A 16,113-nucleotide genomic window follows, 5' to 3' on the forward strand; every position below is an offset into this window, starting at 1 on the left:
TACCCGTTTATGTTTATACCTAGACACTCACATAAATAGCGAGGGATAATCGGCTTTAATTTTTGAATTTTAAACTATATATCGCATTATGTAGTCTTGTCACACCTTCTTTTATTTCTTCATTTTTCAGGTGCCCATAACCCAAAATAATTCGATTATTATATTTTCCTTTTTCAATAGTATGGTCTTCTACAGGGGATACTTTAACTCCAAACTGTTCAATCCAATCAAGTAATTCTTTTGTAAAGTGGGCTTCATTCAATTCAATAACTAGGTGTAAGCCTGTTGAATAACCGTAAATATTAACCTTATTTGAAAAAGTTGTTTCTAAACAATGAATGAGGAAGTCTCTTCGGTTTTTATAAATCTTCTTCATCTTCGTAATATGTCGTTCCAGATAGCCTTCATCAATAAAACGGGCAAGGATAAGCTGATTTAATGAAGGGGTATGTAGATCCGAAAACCACTTTAGCTTGCGACACTTTTCAATGAGGTGTAAAGGAAGAATTAAATATCCTATTCTAAGGGCTGGTGATAAGATTTTACTAAAAGAACCAATGTATAACACACGGTCAGACTCTAATCCTTGTAATGAACTTACAGGCGAACCTTCATATCGAAACTCGCTGTCATAATCATCCTCAACTAGATAACAATTTGTTTGTCTCGAGTAGTTAATCAATTGAATCCGTCGTTGAATGGGTAACGTTCCTCCTAACGGGAACTGGTGTGAAGGTGTAATAAAGATAAATTTTGGATTGTTGTTTAATGGAAGTAAAGATGTCTCCATTCCATATTCATCAACAGGCACGGGGAAAAGTGTAGCCCCTGAAGTTTTAAATATAGTTTGAATATCATTAGTGATTGGATCTTCCATTATCACTGTATCCTCAGGCGATAAAAGTAATTTAGAAACAAGTGTCAGAGCTTGAGTTGCACCAGAAGTAATCACAATTTGATTTGGATGACAGTCAACACCTCTTGTTTTTAGCAAGTATTGTGATAAAATCTGCCTTAATTCCGGGCGTCCTTCTGGAATATCATATCCAAATGTAGAAGGTGATGTTTCATTCCATATCGTATAAGATAACTTTGCCCATGTCTTACGTGGAAATAAATCCAATGCTGGTATACCTGAACGAAAGTTGATGAGGTTATCATCTTTTTTGTTATCTTCACACCAATCTAAAGGAGGAAATGAAAGAGCTTTTTCATGCTGTTCTAAAAAGGCCCCTCTAGCAACAAATGTCCCTGAACCCCTCCGTGAAACTAAAAAACCTTCGGCCAATAATTGATCATAAGCTTCTAAAATTACATTCCTGGAGACTTTTAACTCAGCAGATAGTTCACGTGTAGATGGTAGTTTTTCATCTGATTTTAGCTGCCCATTTAAAATTCGTTCTCGTATTTGCTGGTAGACTTGTCTAATTAAAGGTATATCTAATGACCGATCAATGGGTATCCAAAGCATATTCATAATTTCCCCTTTCATAAATAAAAGTGGTACCATCAAAAGTTGTATTAAGTGGTACTGATATAAACCATTTTACCATGTTAAAGTTGATTAACTAGTAAAAAGGAGATGTATGCTGATGATTAACCCATCTTTAACAGAGAGAAATAAATCCTATTGAACGAACAATTAATCCCAAGATTAAAAATCATTTTGGCTATGATTATTGTGGGAAGTTCCGTTGTAGCAGGTAAACTGATCGTTCAAAGTTTTCCTGTGTTCTTAGCATCCGAACTAAGATTCCTTGTGGCAACCATTATTTTAGTTCCGATATTGATAAAATTCGAAGGGTTCCCTTCTATTACCAAGAGAGATTTATTGATCCTGTTTTTACAAGCATTATCTGGTGTATTTTTGTTTAATATTTTCATCTTATATGGACTTAAAATAACCACAGCTATTGAAAGTGGAATTATTACAAGTACGATTCCAGCAGTCACAGGGGTGCTTGCCTTCTTTTTTCTTAAAGAAAAACTGACTAAAAAAGTTATAATAGGAATTTTGCTGGCGGTGTTGGGGACATTAACAATCAATATTTTCGGATCTTTTTCAGTCGTTGAACGTGGAACATCCCCTTTATTTGGGAATATACTTATTTTCGGTGCTGTTATTAGTGAAGCTTTTTTTATTATATTTGGGAAGTTTATAGCACAGCGAGTTAGTCCACTTGCTATTTCAACGATTGTCAGTATCTTTGGTGCTGTACTATTTTTACCCTTTGCCCTCTATGAGGGTAATCAATTTAAGTTTGAAGAAGTATCTATTGAAGAGTGGGGGCTAGTATTTTATTTTGGTATAGTTGTAACTGTCATTGCTTTTATTCTCATGTACCAAGGTCTTTCAAAAGTTCCTGCTAGTACAGCTGGCGTATTAACCGGCGTTTTACCAATAAGTAGTGTCATTCTGTCAGTGAATATCTTAGGTGAAGAAATAACCTATACCCATCTTGTGGGAATTGTTATCACCTTAATAGCTATTTATTTGATTGCAAAACCGGAGAAGAAATATGTAATCTGAACGGTTAGTCTTTTAAGTTCTTACCTAATAATAAGGAGTTGATTGATCAAGCAATTGAAATTCATGATCGTTCAATGATGATTTTGCTATCGAAAGGCCTTAAAATATGAGAGAAGATTTAAGAATAAAGGTTTTGCTTTACTTATAATTGTTGTAACACGTTGGAGGAGGTATATATGTTGAAAATAGTACTAGCACCTGATTCATTCAAAGGGAGTTTGACAGCTATACAAGCAGCGCGGGCGATGGCAGATGGTATTCGTGACGTTGATCCTGCAATTGAGATAGTAATGCTTCCGGCGGCTGATGGTGGGGAAGGAACGATGAACAGTTTGGTTGGTTCAACTGCCGGAAAGACTGTTACTGTTGTTGTTCAAGATCCGCTCGGTCGTAAAGTAAAGGCTAGTTATGGTGTCCTTGGGGATGGGGAGACATGTGTCATTGAAATTGCGGAAGCGTCTGGTTTGATGCTATTGACTGAAGAGGAGAGAAATCCGCTTATCACTTCTACGTTTGGTACAGGCCAACTAATTATCCACGCATTAGATGCAGGTTTTCGAAAATTTATCATCGGGCTCGGCGGCAGTGCGACAAATGATGGCGGGGCTGGCCTGTTGCAAGCGTTAGGCATGAAGTTGATGGATGCCAATGGCGCTGAATTACTACAAGGTGGCGGATCGCTGAATAGGCTAAGTTCAATGGATCAAACTCATTTCGATGAGCGGATTTCTGAAAGTACCTTTTTAATCGCCTGTGATGTAGAAAATCCGCTTGTTGGACCTGATGGTGCTTCAGCTATTTTTGGTCCGCAAAAGGGTGCTTCAGCTGAAATGGTAGACGTGCTAGATCACAATTTGACGAAATTGGCATTGGTAGTAGAAGTGTTTACAGGTATTTCATTGCAAGGAAGAAAAGGTGCAGGTGCAGCTGGAGGAGCGGGGGGAGCTTTTCAAGCATTATTTCCAGGTGAGATGAGGCGCGGGATTGAAGTCGTGTTAGATGCGATTTCGTTTGCTGAACATGTAACGGAAGCAGATCTGGTTCTGACAGGCGAGGGGAAAACGGACAGTCAAACGTTATCGGGTAAAACACCCTTTGGCGTAGCACAAGTCGCGAATAGGGAAGAGAAGCCTATTATTCTCATTTCAGGTGCAATAGATGAAGAGAGTCGGGAGCTATTAGCGCCACTTTTTACCGAATTACATGCGGTTGCGGATGGAACAATATCGTCAAAAGAGTCGATTGACCATGCTAGTTATTATTTGCGCTTAAAAACAAAGAAAGTGATGGAGAACTATCTATCAAATCACAACTTAGAATAGTAGAGGACTATAAATTACACGACGTTTTACCGGAATATTTTAAAAATATATAAAAAAAGATTGTGTAATTGGAGATTAAATGTATAATAGGTTCATAAGTTATGCAACCGGTTTCATTGGAATGCGTTTTCGGTATTTTTGTTATTATGTGTAATGTACGAACGATGATGTGTATTCAAATGCTGCTCACAACGGAAACTAATGCAAACGGTTGTACAACTTTAGTAAAGGTATTGACATTCTAAGGAGGGGTAGAAGAAATGAAAAAACAGTTAACATTTCTAGCTATGCTTGTACTAATCATTGGTTTACTCGCTGCATGCGGGCCAGATCGAGAGGTGCCCGAAGCCGAAAGTACTGATACGACAGACGCAGCTAAGGGGAACGAAGAACAAGGTGATGCGGAAACTGAAGAGCCTGCAAAACCAGAAAAACTTGTTGTATGGGAAGATGTTGACAAATCGATTGGTTTAACACCAGCAATCGAATCTTTTGAAAAAGAATATGGCATTAAAGTTGAATTTAAAGAACTCAATATGGCTGATAAAATGCGTGATCAGCTACGTCTTGATGGACCATCTGGAACTGGAGCCGATGTCGTGACATTGCCTCATGATCAGATTGGTCAGGTCGTGACAGAGGGGTTAATTCAGGAAATTGATGTGGCTGATGATGTGCTTGCTAAGTTCACTGAGTCATCAGTAGGTTCACAGAGATATGACGGTAAGTTGTATGGATTGCCAAAAGCAACAGAAACACCTGTATTCATCTACAACAAAGCGTTAATGTCGGAAGCACCTGCAACAATGGATGAGTTACACGCGTTTGCGACAGAATTTAACGATGGTAAACAGTTCGGCTTCCTAGCATTATGGGATAACTTTTACTTTGCTCACGGCGTAATTGGCGGTATGGGCGGTTATGTATTCAAGGATAATGACGGTGCACTTGACCGAAATGATATTGGTTTAAGCAACGAAGGTGCAGTTGCAGGTGCAGAATATATTCAATCATGGTATAGCGAAGGCTTGTTCCCTAAAGGAATCATTGGAGATACTGGCGGTTCGGCGAAAGATGGTCTTTTCAATGAAGGAAAAGTGGCTTCCGTTATGGATGGTCCTTGGGCTTTCCAAGGTATGACTGACGCTGGAATCGACATTGGAGTTGCGGCTATGCCAACGCTTCCGAATGGCGAACATATGAAGACATTTATGGGCGTGAAGGGCTGGCATGTAACATCCTTTACAGAGCATGAATATTGGGCAACAAAACTAATCGAGTGGTTGACAAACGAGGAAAATGCAAAAATTCGCTTTGAAACAACTCAAGAAATTCCACCTATCAAAACATTGATCGAAGATCCAATTATTGCTGAAAATGAAGGTGCTAAAGCAGTTGCACTTCAATCTCAGTATGCGGTACCAATGCCAAATATCCCAGAGATGGGCGAGGTTTGGGAACCGGTTGGCTCTGCTTTACAGGTAATTGCTACAGGGAAATCAGAACCACAAGCTGCGATGGATGATGCAGTTAAAACAATCAGTACGAATATTGAAACAAATCACCCAAGTGAATAACAATAGCATAAGTGTGTTCAGTAGATGATAATCATCAGAAGGAGGGAGTCAGTTCGATCCCTCCCTACTAGACTAACTTATCCCGGAGCCAATAGAGCTAGACAATGATAGTAGGTGAAGGCATGTTTCCATTTTGGAAGCATGGCTTTGCCTATCTATAGGTTTCAAGGCAAACGGTTGCACCAAGAATGGCATTGATTTTATTCATAGGAAAGAAGGAGGCAGTATATGCGATGGATACCAAAGTTGTAACAAAACACAAACGAAACGCTAGTTTATTATCAATTATTCCAGGTTTCGGACAATTTTATAATAAGCAGTACATGAAAGGAATCATCCTTTTCGTTTTAGCAGCGGCATTTTTTAGTAGCTTTTCACAAACTTTGAACTGGGGTTTTTGGGGATTAATCACATTAGGAACGATTCCAAAGCTCGACCATTCTATTTTTTTACTCATTGATGGCATTATCGCGTTACTTGTAGCTACAATTGGCCTTGGTATTTATGCATTCAATTTGTATGATGCATATACAAATGGAAAAAAGCGAGATGAAGGATTTACGTTAAATGGTGTAAGGGAGCAGTACCATAATCTATTGGATTCAGGTTTTCCGTATTTAATGATTTCACCTGGTTTTTTATTACTGATTTTTGTCGTTATTTTCCCAATCATTTTTGTTATTTTACTATCTTTTACGAACTATGATTTATATCATACACCGCCTGCTAAACTAGTAGATTGGATAGGAATCCAGAACTATATTGATATTTTTGCATTGGATTTGTGGAGAACAACTTTTTTTGGTGTGCTTGGCTGGACAATTGTTTGGACGTTTGGAGCAACTACATTGCAAGTTGCCATAGGAATCTTTTTAGCTGTTTTGGTTAACCAAAAGGATTTGAAAGGTAAGGCGGTTTTCCGTACAATCTTGATTCTTCCTTGGGCAGTACCGGCGTTTATATCCATTATGGTTTTTTCCGGCATGTTCAATGAATCCTTCGGTGTGATCAATACGGGTATATTAAATTTCCTTGGAATTGATGCTATACCTTGGATGACCGAAGAATTATGGACTCGTGTTGCCTTGATTATGATTCAATCATGGTTAGGTTTCCCATTCATTTTTGCGATGACGACTGGAGTGCTTCAGTCAATTCCGAATGAATTATACGAGGCTTCAAACGTTGACGGGGCATCGATTTGGCAGAAGTTCCGCAATATTACTTTGCCGATGGTACTGTATGCGACTGCACCGATTCTTATTACGCAATATACGTTTAACTTCAATAACTTCAATGTCATCTTCCTCTTTAATGGTGGAGGACCTGCGTTACCAGGGCAAAACGCTGGAGGAACCGACATTTTAATATCATGGATTTACAAATTAACAATGACTTCTGGCCAATATGGTAAAGCAGCTGCGATTACCATGCTGCTATCCCTAATCGTTATAGTAGTTGCATTATGGCAGTTCAAGAGGACCAATTCATTTAAAGAGGAGGATATGATGTAATGAGTAATAAGACTGAAAAAATACTTAGACTAACAGCTTCATATCTTATTCTACTTATTGCAGCAGTTGTCGTTATCTATCCACTGCTTTGGGTTATTGGTTCTTCTTTCAATCCAGGGCAAAGTCTTTCGGGTTCTTCTATGTTTCCCACAAATCCGACAACGAAGCATTATGTTGGCTTGTTTGATTTAGAGAAGTCAAATTATATTTTGTGGTACATCAATTCCTTAAAAATCAGTACCATCACGATGGTGTTATCCGTCATCGCTGTTTCGTTAACAGGCTATGCATTTTCTCGCTATCGCTTTATTGGAAGAAAAAATGGATTGCTAACTTTTTTGGTGCTTCAGATGATTCCTAACTTCGCGGCATTGATAGCGATTTTCGTTTTAGCGCAAAGAACTGGTCTTATTGACACTCATTTAGGGTTAATTCTCATTTATGTTGGTGGACAGATACCGATGAATACATGGCTAATGAAGGGCTATTTGGATACGATTCCAAAGGATTTGGATGAATCCGCGAGAATGGATGGGGCCGGACATATGCGTATCTTTTTACAGATCATATTACCGCTTGCGAAACCTATTATTGCTGTTGTTGCACTTTTTTCATTCATTGCTCCGTTTGGGGATTTTATCCTCGCTCGTATTATGTTGCGAACAGAAGAGAAATTCACGATGGGTGTAGGGTTATTCGAATTAGTAGCAAAACAATTTGGCAATGAATTTACGACGTTTGCCGCGGGTTCGGTTTTAATCGCAATTCCAATTACACTTCTTTTCCTGGCATTCCAACGGTTCTTTGTCTCAGGATTGACCGCTGGAGGAACGAAGGGCTAATTGGCATAATTACAAATCCGATGCGTGGAGGCAGGATTCAGAAGGAGCAATGATTGTTATGAAAAAAACATGGTGGAAAGAAGCAGTTAGTTATCAAGTGTACCCAAGAAGTTTTCAAGATAGTAATGGGGACGGCGTTGGTGATTTGCGCGGCATTATTTCAAAACTGGATTATTTGAAGGAATTAGGGATAGATGTTATTTGGATATGCCCATTTTACAAGTCTCCAAATGCGGATAATGGTTATGATATTAGCGATTATCAGGATATCTCGAGTGAGTTTGGGTCTATGCACGATTTTGATACTTTGTTGTCGGAAGTTCATGCACGTGGGATGAAGCTCATCTTAGATTTAGTCATCAATCATACGAGTGATGAACATCCTTGGTTCATTGAATCACGATCGTCTATAGATAATCCTAAAAGGGATTGGTATATGTGGAAGAATGGCAAAGGGCAGGAAGAGCCGAATAACTGGGAAAGTATTTTCTCGGGGAGTGCATGGGCACTTGATGCATTAACAGAACAGTATTATCTTCATTTATTTGCGACCAAGCAGCCGGACTTGAATTGGGAAAATCCTGAAGTGCGGGAAGAATTGTTTACGATGGTCAATTGGTGGCTGGATAAAGGGATTGACGGTTTCCGAGTCGATGCGATTAGTCATATTAAGAAGCGAGAAGCTTTGCCAGATATGCCGAATCTTACGGGTGAGCAATATGTAGCTGCCTTCGATATGCATACAAATCAGTCTGGAATTCAAGATTATTTGCAGGAGCTGAAAGAAAAAACTTTTTCAAAGTACGATATTATGACGGTTGGGGAAGCGAACGGTGTCGGCGTGGACGAGGCAGAAGAGTGGGTTGGTGAAGACGACGGTCACTTTAATATGGTGTTCCAATTCGAGCATTTAGGATTATGGAATAAGGAAGTTAATGACTCTGTCGATGTCATTGCGCTGAAAAAAACATTATCTAAATGGCAAACAGGGTTACATGGGAAAGGTTGGAATGCACTTTTCTTAGAAAATCATGATCAACCGCGTAGCGTTTCGAGCTGGGGAGATGTTCAAACCTATTGGAGCGAAAGTGCGAAGATGTTGGGCGCCTGCTATTTTCTTATGCAAGGAACACCATTCATCTATCAGGGGCAGGAAATCGGTATGACAAACGTTCAATTTCCTTCCATTGAGGATTACGACGATGTAGGCATGAAGAACTTTTATGAAATAGAAATGGCCAAGGGACGTCAACATGAAGAAGTAATGGAGGCGATTTGGAGTAATGGACGTGATAATTCAAGGACTCCTATGCAATGGAATAATACACTAAATAGTGGATTTACAACGGGGACGCCATGGATGAAAGTAAACCCAAATTACATGGAAATTAACGTCGCTGCACAAGTCCAAGACGAACAATCCATTTATCATTTCTATAAAAAAATGATTCAATTACGTAAAGAAAATCCTGTATTTGTCTACGGAGACTATAGTGTGCAGCATGAGGATCATCCGGGCGTCTATGTATATACGCGTTCGATGTCAGGACAGTTTGCTGTCGTGCTTTGTAACTTCCGTGGTAATGAGGAGGAAATACACCAGCTCAATCTTCCAGATTGTGATGTTGAACTGGTGCTAAACAATTATGATGATGCTCCAAGTCAACTTACTGAGGATATCACGCTTCGACCGTATGAAGTGAGAGTCTATTTATCCGGAATGAACGGACTGTGAGACTGCTAAATTAAGGGTTAGGAGAATAAAAGCTTGCTTACGCTACGGAGAAAACCTGGTGTAAGTAAGCTTTTTTCTTTTCGTGATAAAAAGTGGAAATATAATTATTAGTAGTTGATGTTGGACACCGGGCATTATTGTTTAATGAAACACATAGGATTTTGAGAGGTTATTATCGAAATAATGCAATAGTGCGAATCGAAAGGGGAAGGAATAATGAAAACGAATCAAGTGGAATACAAATCACCAAGCAAAGTAATCTTCGAGAAATTTGCTCGTCATAAGGATGTTTCACTCGTTTATGGTGAACCTATCGAACTGGCAAATAAAAAAGTGTTGCCCGTTGCTAAAGCTCTTTATGCTGTGGGTGGGGGTGGCGGTTACTCCGGAGAAAGTGAGAAATCTCAAGGGGAAGGCGGCGGTGGCTATATCGCCATTAAACCGGTAGGTGTCTATGAAATAACATCTGAAAAAGTAATGTTTAAGCCTGTTATTGAATTTCGATGGGTTGCTCTTTTAGCGTCAGTCTGTACTTTCGGTGTTATTTGTTTGTTGAAAAATAGAAACTTGAAATGACTTTGAAAGTCCAAGTTCGTGGTGCTTATTGGGAAGCACAAGGTATGCAAGGACGTTTGGTGAATTAATTTTGTGAATAAAAGCTTGCCTAAGCGAAGGAGAAATCCTGGCATAAGCAAGCTTTTTTCATCATCTATTTTTTCTTTTCATAACCAACAGTGACAGCATAAAAAACACAAGGGTCGTAGCACCAAGATAGAAAGCACTGAATAGCGTTGACGCTTTTTCACCATTTATCTTATAAAATACACCCATATTGATTAGGAAGTCCTTCTTTATTTCCGCAGGTGCATTAGCAAATGAATTCATCAAAGGCGTTTCCATGAGTACTTGCCGGAACAGTGCGGCCGAATGGGATACGGGAAATAACTTGACGATTGTTTGCAGGTATTCAGGTAAGCTCCCAATCGGAATATAAATTCCGGCTAAAAAGCCCAGTAGCGTCCCGACAACTGTACTTGCAGCAGCAAATGCATTGGAGGTTTTGAAAAAAGAAACTAACAAAAGAACCATTGATGCGCTTGCCAACACCGCTAAGATAATCACGACGATTGCAGCTATCATACTACCGAATGACAGCATTGCTTCTCCGGTCGCAACAAGAAATAGATTCGATGCAATCAGTGTACAAAGACACATGATGAAGCCCACAACTAACGCACTCATAATATAACCACCAACTAATTTCGTCCGAGAAATCGGGGACGAATAAAAATCCATGTAGGTTTTATTTGCTCGATCATCGACTAGAATTCCGAAAGAACCAAGCGTCGTTGTCATTGAAGTTATGGCAAGCATCCCGGCGATGAACCACGACATGAGCAATGCTCTTTTGGCTGGAAAGTCAGGCAGTTGTTTTGCGGTCATGTCACCTAAAAATAATACATATAGAGCGACGAGAATAATGACCGCAAGCAATGAGAAAAAGACCGTAGCTTTATCGCGAAAGTATAATAAAATATTTCGCTTAGCGAATGCCAACATCGTGATTCACATCCTTTCCATTAATGGCGATAAAGACATCATCCAAGCTAGATTTCTTTACTTCAAATGAAGAGATGAAAGGTGTGAATTTCGCTAAAATCGGTATTGCGTCCGTTGTATGGCTTAGCGGGAGATGCAAAAGTGATCTTTCTTCGGTGAAATCTAGTCCATCTAGTGTAAGTAGGCTACGCAGTTCATCTGCTTTCTCTGTAGAAATTGTCAGCAGATGTGTAGAATAGTCATTTTTCAGCTGCTCAGGTGTTCCTTTTGCCACTATGCTACCTTCTTTCATGACAACTACATAATCTGAGTTCGCTGCTTCTTCAATATAGTGTGTTGTTAAAAAAACAGTCATGCTTGTTTTCTTTTGTAGTTGTTGTATGGTTTCCCAGATGTTTTTTCTACTTTCTGGATCGAGTCCTGTTGTTGGTTCATCCAATATTAATATTTGGGGCTTATGAATGAGAGCGCGCGCAATGTCCACTCGTCGTTTTTGTCCGCCAGATAATTTTCCGTATGGACGGTCTATTAAGGGGGTTACGTCTACGATTTCCATGACATTTTGAATCGCAGCGTTACGTTCTTGCTTCGTCATTCCGTAAAAGGATCCACGAATCGCTAAATTCTCTTTGACGGTCAATAAGGGATCGAGCAAGCTGTCCTGAAATACGACGCCGATTTCTTGGCGAATGGCTTGGTCGTGTTTGCCCACAGTATAACCACTGATAGTGACATGCCCCTCGTCTTGCTGGAGGAGTGTCAAGAGGATAGAAATAGTCGTCGATTTACCAGCACCATTTGTTCCTAAAAATGAAAAGAGGGATCCTTTCTCTACATAGAAACTGATGTCGTTGACAGCTCTTACTTTTCCGTATGACTTAGATAATCCATTTACCTCAATAATGTTAGCCAATAGATGCCCCTCCTTTTTTACGTGCGATGGCAGCATTAATTTGTATAGCACTTTTTTGATTCCCCATAAATATAACAATGATGACAATGAAATAAGTTAAGACCCCAGTCGCTACAACGAACGTTGTCACATGCCAAGTGAATGGAAAAATGTTAAACAGTGCACCGGCAACAAGCAGAACAATGATGACATCAAGTAATTCGATGAATCGTAAAAGAAGTGAATTCTGAATGGGTAACCGATGTGTAAAAAAGATTAGACCGTTGATGCTAATTGAAATAAACAGCATATGAATAATCAGTGCCTCATTCATAGTGGGGAAAATAGTTAACAAACTAAAAAGAAGATAAAATAGACAACTGAATGTGAATGAAATACAGCTTGTAGAAATGTAATGTTTTAATAAGTTCATAGGGTTTCCTCCTTATGATAAAAATTTTTCTTTAAAATCTTTTACATAATGTCTATTGACGATTACTTTTTCTTTATTTGTCAAAGACGCTTCAAACTTGCCATTAAGCAATGCACGAACACTATCAATATGTGCTGTATTGACAATCAGGTTCTTACCGATACGAATAAAGTGTGTCTTGCTTAATTTTTGCTCAATCTTATACAGTTTCAAATCACATTCATACACTTCTTTTTCTGTGTAAATAAAAGTTTGATTATCAACTGTTTCGATATAATACAAGTCATCTACAAGGAGCGAGTACGTCCTGTTCTCCCTTGTACCCGTTAATGTAATACTTGTTTGGCGAATTTGTTTAATGAGTCGTGCTAGCTGATTGTCAATATGCGAACAATTAATCGTGATTTCAACCTCTTCGTAGCTCTTGGATTCATTAATTATCAAACGAATGATACTCACATCCTTTAGTTGGAATCTTATGGATAGAATCGTACCATTTGGCGCAAGTCAGAACAATGCATCTCACGTAACTTGCATTTTTCATACTGTAAGTTACAAGGAATAGGACATACCCTTTTAAAAATAGAGTAAAATCGGCTATGATAGAATAATGTTGTTATTAGAAATGGAAGTGTTGTTATGAGTCAATTGATTATTGAAAACCTCACGAAGACCGTTGGGGAGAAAACATTGTTTAAAGATATAGCGTTTACAGTTGTAAGCGGAGAAAAAGTTGGTTTGCTTGGTATTAATGGAACAGGTAAGTCAACGTTACTGTCTATCCTTGCGGGTGTGGAAGAGGCTGATTCGATTTCAACGGACCATCCGAACAGATACCGTATTGTTTATTTACCACAAGAGCCCGAATTCGATCCACAATTGACGGTGATGGAAACGGTGTTTATGAGTGATGCGCCGATTATCAAGGTCAATTTGGAGTACGAGCACGCATTGCAAGCTTTGTCAGCAGATCCTGAATCGACATATAATCAAGACCAATATTCAAAATTCCAAAACCAAATGGATGATCTATCTGGTTGGGATATTAACTCTAAAGCACGGACGATTTTATCGAAGTTAGGTATTGAAACATTCGATAAGAAGGTTGGCGAGTTGTCGGGCGGACAGAAAAAACGTGTCGCATTGGCAAAAGTTCTCATTGAGCCTGCAGATCTATTGCTACTCGATGAGCCAACGAACCATCTCGATGTCGATTCAATCATGTGGCTGTCCGAGTACTTAAAAAACGAACAAGGCGCTGTCATTTTTGTCACGCATGACCGTTACTTCTTGGATGAATTATCAACTAATATTTATGAATTGGCAGACAAAACGTTATACGCTCACACAGGTAACTACGGAAATTATCTTGAAGCAAAAGCGATTCGTGCAGAAATGGCGGCATCATCAGACGATAAGCTCCGCAATCAGTACCGCTCTGAATTGAAATGGATTCGTCGTGGTGCGAAAGCAAGGTCGACGAAGCAAAAAGCACGGATTGGTCGCTTCGACGAATTAGCAGAGAAAGTTAAAAAAGAGGACAGCGTTGGAGAAATGGATGTGGCACTGAAATCCACGCGTTTAGGTAAAAAGGTGATTGAAGCGATTGGGATTTCAAAAACATTTGATGGACGAACAATCATTGATAACTTTTCAAGTATTCTACAATCAGGTGACCGTATAGCCGTTGTCGGACCGAATGGAGCAGGGAAAACGACATTATTGAATATGCTTTCCGGGAAAAGTGAACCAGATAGTGGCGTCATTGATGTTGGAACAACGGTGAAAATTGCTCACTTCCAACAACATGCGCCGTTAATGGATGAAAAGAAACGGATTATCGAATATATTCAAGATACGTCAAATGATATTGAAGATGCGGATGGAGTGCGCATTTCAGCTTCGCAAATGCTAGAAAGGTTTTTATTCCCAACGAGAGCGCATGGTACGCCAATTGGTAAATTATCGGGTGGAGAGCGCAAACGCCTTTATCTCTTGAAATTGCTCATGGAACAACCGAACGTCCTGATACTGGATGAGCCGACCAATGACCTCGATTTGGAGACGCTATCTGTTTTGGAAACATTCATCGATACATTCCCTGGGGTTGTCATTACCATTTCGCATGACCGGTTTTTCCTAGACCGTACTTCAACCAAACTCTGGGTGTTGGATGGATTGGGCAACGTCGATACATGGTTCGGCATCTATACCGATTTCCTAGAAACCTATGTGGCTCCAGAGGTCGTGAAGTCGAAACCAGTCGTAGAAATTGCACCAGCTGAACCTACGCCAGTATCGCAGCAGGTAAAGAAGAAAATGACCTACGCAGAGAAAAAGGAATGGGAAACCATTGAAGTGGATATTGAGAAAGTTGAAACGGATATTGAAAAAAACGAGGCAGAAATGGCTGCTGTTGGTTCTGATTACGATAAACTAAGTGTGTTAACGGCATCGCTTGATGAATTAAATGCAAAATACGAAACATTAGTGGAACGTTGGACTTATTTACAAGAACTAGCTGAATCTTAATAAGGAGGCAATACGAGTGAATATTGTAACGATTGAACCAACACCAAGTCCAAACTCTATGAAAATTGTGCTCGATACGGAGTTGCCAAAAGGCACTGGGCTTAATTTTAAAAAAGAGGATGCTGCGACAGCGCCACATCCAGTTGCAGCGCTCTTGAACATTACAGGAATTAAAGGGATTTACCATGTCATGAACTTTATGGCCGTTGAACGAATTGGCAATGTTGCTTGGGAATCCATTCTTGCGGATGTACAAGCTGTTTTTAATGAAGAACAAGGCGCGGAAACGGAAGCTGAAGCGGAAATTGACGATAGCTACGGTGAAGTGTACGTCCATGTGCAAACGTATAAAGACGTTCCTCTCCAAGTGAAAGTATTCGATAGCGCTTCTGAGGAACGTTTCGGGCTGAGCGAACGCTTTGTCAAAGCGATGGAAGCTGTGCATAGCACAGAAGTTGAAAACTATATTTTACTGCGTAAATGGGCTGATTATGGTATTCGTTACGGGGAAAAAGCTGAAATTGGTGAGACAGTTATTCAAGAGATTGAGGCTGCCTACCCAGAGGAACGCCTACAGGAAATTATTCGTTTGTCTACTGAAGGACAAACGGTAACTGGACAGCGTGGCAAAAAAGTATCGCTTGAGGAATTTGCGGTGGATGAATGGGAAACAAGATTCCAATTGCTCGACCAAATGCCAGATCCAGATATGTCTGATGCACCACTTCTTGGCGAGGCACTGGAAGATGATAAGATGTCAATTAGACGCCTTGCAACAGTTTACTTGGGGATGATTGAAGACGAAGCAGTAATCCCTTATGTCGAACGAGCGCTAAAAGACAAGAGCTGGGCAGTGCGTCGAACAGCGGGAGATTGCATGAGTGATTTAGGCTTTGAAGGTTTTGAAAATGCGGCAATCGAAGCATTGAACGATAAAAATAAATTAGTCCGTTGGCGGGCGGCGATGTTCCTTTATGAAACGGGGACTGAGACGGCATTACCCGCTTTGAAAGATGCTGAAAATGATACTGAATTTGAAGTGAAGCTTCAAATACGTATGGCGATTGCGCGCATTGCAGAAGGCGAAGACGCCAAAGGGTCTGTTTGGAAGCAAATGACGGAAGCACGCATGGTCTCGCCGAACGAATAAAAATAATGATGATACAAATGAGGCCG

General features: G+C 39.8%; 14 protein-coding genes. 9 read left to right on the top strand and 5 right to left on the bottom strand.

What is annotated here, in order from left to right:
* Nucleotides 1–55: 55 nt before the first annotated feature.
* Nucleotides 56–1,471, bottom strand: coding sequence for a PLP-dependent aminotransferase family protein (locus MKZ10_RS10615; protein ID WP_342510143.1), 1,416 nt, complete (start codon nt 1,469–1,471; stop codon nt 56–58).
* 159 nt (nt 1,472–1,630) lie between these two features.
* On the opposite strand from MKZ10_RS10615, the gene MKZ10_RS10620 reads away from it, so the two are divergent.
* From MKZ10_RS10620 to MKZ10_RS10650, 7 genes are all read left to right on the top strand, one after another.
* On the top strand, nt 1,631–2,530 hold the full coding sequence (locus tag MKZ10_RS10620; RefSeq protein WP_342504933.1) for a DMT family transporter: 900 nt from the start codon (nt 1,631–1,633) through the stop codon (nt 2,528–2,530).
* 179 nt (nt 2,531–2,709) lie between these two features.
* A complete protein-coding gene (locus tag MKZ10_RS10625) occupies nt 2,710–3,852 on the top strand; it encodes a glycerate kinase (protein WP_342510144.1) in 1,143 nt (380 codons plus the stop codon).
* 260 nt (nt 3,853–4,112) lie between these two features.
* Nucleotides 4,113–5,429: an extracellular solute-binding protein gene (locus tag MKZ10_RS10630; protein WP_342504934.1), complete on the top strand. Its 1,317-nt coding sequence runs from the start codon at nt 4,113–4,115 to the stop codon at nt 5,427–5,429.
* Nucleotides 5,430–5,662: 233 nt separating this feature from the next.
* Entirely contained in the window at nt 5,663–6,943 is a 1,281-nt protein-coding gene (locus tag MKZ10_RS10635; RefSeq protein WP_342504935.1) for a sugar ABC transporter permease, read from the top strand.
* The gene (locus MKZ10_RS10640) at nt 6,943–7,785 is read left to right on the top strand and encodes a sugar ABC transporter permease (protein ID WP_342504936.1); all 843 of its coding nucleotides are present in this window, start codon (nt 6,943–6,945) and stop codon (nt 7,783–7,785) included. Before MKZ10_RS10635 ends, MKZ10_RS10640 begins: the two co-directional genes overlap by 1 nt.
* Nucleotides 7,786–7,843: 58 nt before the next feature.
* Entirely contained in the window at nt 7,844–9,520 is a 1,677-nt protein-coding gene (locus tag MKZ10_RS10645; RefSeq protein ID WP_342504937.1) for an alpha-glucosidase, read from the top strand.
* A gap of 216 nt (nt 9,521–9,736) precedes the next feature.
* Nucleotides 9,737–10,096 (top strand): hypothetical protein, encoded by a 360-nt coding sequence (locus MKZ10_RS10650; RefSeq protein ID WP_342504938.1) that lies wholly within the window; start codon nt 9,737–9,739, stop codon nt 10,094–10,096.
* Nucleotides 10,097–10,225: 129 nt separating this feature from the next.
* Here MKZ10_RS10650 and MKZ10_RS10655 read toward each other — a convergent pair whose 3' ends face one another.
* The 4 genes from MKZ10_RS10655 to MKZ10_RS10670 are packed head-to-tail and all read right to left on the bottom strand — an operon-like array spanning nt 10,226 to nt 12,849.
* Nucleotides 10,226–11,080: an ABC transporter permease gene (locus MKZ10_RS10655; RefSeq protein ID WP_342504939.1), complete on the bottom strand. Its 855-nt coding sequence runs from the start codon at nt 11,078–11,080 to the stop codon at nt 10,226–10,228.
* Nucleotides 11,064–11,993, bottom strand: a complete 930-nt coding sequence (locus MKZ10_RS10660) for an ABC transporter ATP-binding protein (protein WP_342504940.1) — start codon at nt 11,991–11,993, stop codon at nt 11,064–11,066. The genes MKZ10_RS10655 and MKZ10_RS10660 overlap by 17 nt, the downstream gene beginning before the upstream one ends.
* Nucleotides 11,986–12,405 (bottom strand): hypothetical protein, encoded by a 420-nt coding sequence (locus MKZ10_RS10665; protein ID WP_342504941.1) that lies wholly within the window; start codon nt 12,403–12,405, stop codon nt 11,986–11,988. The genes MKZ10_RS10660 and MKZ10_RS10665 overlap by 8 nt, the downstream gene beginning before the upstream one ends.
* Nucleotides 12,406–12,417: 12 nt before the next feature.
* A complete protein-coding gene (locus tag MKZ10_RS10670) occupies nt 12,418–12,849 on the bottom strand; it encodes a LytTR family DNA-binding domain-containing protein (RefSeq protein WP_342504942.1) in 432 nt (143 codons plus the stop codon).
* A gap of 195 nt (nt 12,850–13,044) precedes the next feature.
* Between MKZ10_RS10670 and MKZ10_RS10675 the strand changes: the two genes are divergently transcribed.
* Both MKZ10_RS10675 and MKZ10_RS10680 read left to right on the top strand, forming a co-directional pair.
* On the top strand, nt 13,045–14,937 hold the full coding sequence (locus tag MKZ10_RS10675) for an ABC-F family ATP-binding cassette domain-containing protein (RefSeq protein WP_342504943.1): 1,893 nt from the start codon (nt 13,045–13,047) through the stop codon (nt 14,935–14,937).
* Nucleotides 14,938–14,953: 16 nt separating this feature from the next.
* On the top strand, nt 14,954–16,087 hold the full coding sequence (locus MKZ10_RS10680) for a conserved virulence factor C family protein (protein ID WP_342504944.1): 1,134 nt from the start codon (nt 14,954–14,956) through the stop codon (nt 16,085–16,087).
* The last annotated feature ends 26 nt before the right edge of the window (nt 16,088–16,113 follow it).

Source organism: Sporosarcina sp. FSL K6-2383, from assembly GCF_038618305.1.
Lineage (GTDB): Bacteria > Bacillota > Bacilli > Bacillales_A > Planococcaceae > Sporosarcina.

Excerpts from the sequence above, each read along its gene's own strand:
- MKZ10_RS10615 (WP_342510143.1), bottom strand. The coding sequence starts at position 1,471 with ATGCTTTGGATACCCATTGATCGGTCATTAGATATACCTTTAATTAGA.
- MKZ10_RS10630 (WP_342504934.1), top strand. The coding sequence starts at position 4,113 with ATGAAAAAACAGTTAACATTTCTAGCTATGCTTGTACTAATCATTGGT.
- MKZ10_RS10635 (WP_342504935.1), top strand. The coding sequence starts at position 5,663 with ATGGATACCAAAGTTGTAACAAAACACAAACGAAACGCTAGTTTATTA.
- MKZ10_RS10640 (WP_342504936.1), top strand. The coding sequence starts at position 6,943 with ATGAGTAATAAGACTGAAAAAATACTTAGACTAACAGCTTCATATCTT.
- MKZ10_RS10645 (WP_342504937.1), top strand. The coding sequence starts at position 7,844 with ATGAAAAAAACATGGTGGAAAGAAGCAGTTAGTTATCAAGTGTACCCA.
- MKZ10_RS10650 (WP_342504938.1), top strand. The coding sequence starts at position 9,737 with ATGAAAACGAATCAAGTGGAATACAAATCACCAAGCAAAGTAATCTTC.
- MKZ10_RS10655 (WP_342504939.1), bottom strand. The coding sequence starts at position 11,080 with ATGTTGGCATTCGCTAAGCGAAATATTTTATTATACTTTCGCGATAAA.
- MKZ10_RS10665 (WP_342504941.1), bottom strand. The coding sequence starts at position 12,405 with ATGAACTTATTAAAACATTACATTTCTACAAGCTGTATTTCATTCACA.
- MKZ10_RS10675 (WP_342504943.1), top strand. The coding sequence starts at position 13,045 with ATGAGTCAATTGATTATTGAAAACCTCACGAAGACCGTTGGGGAGAAA.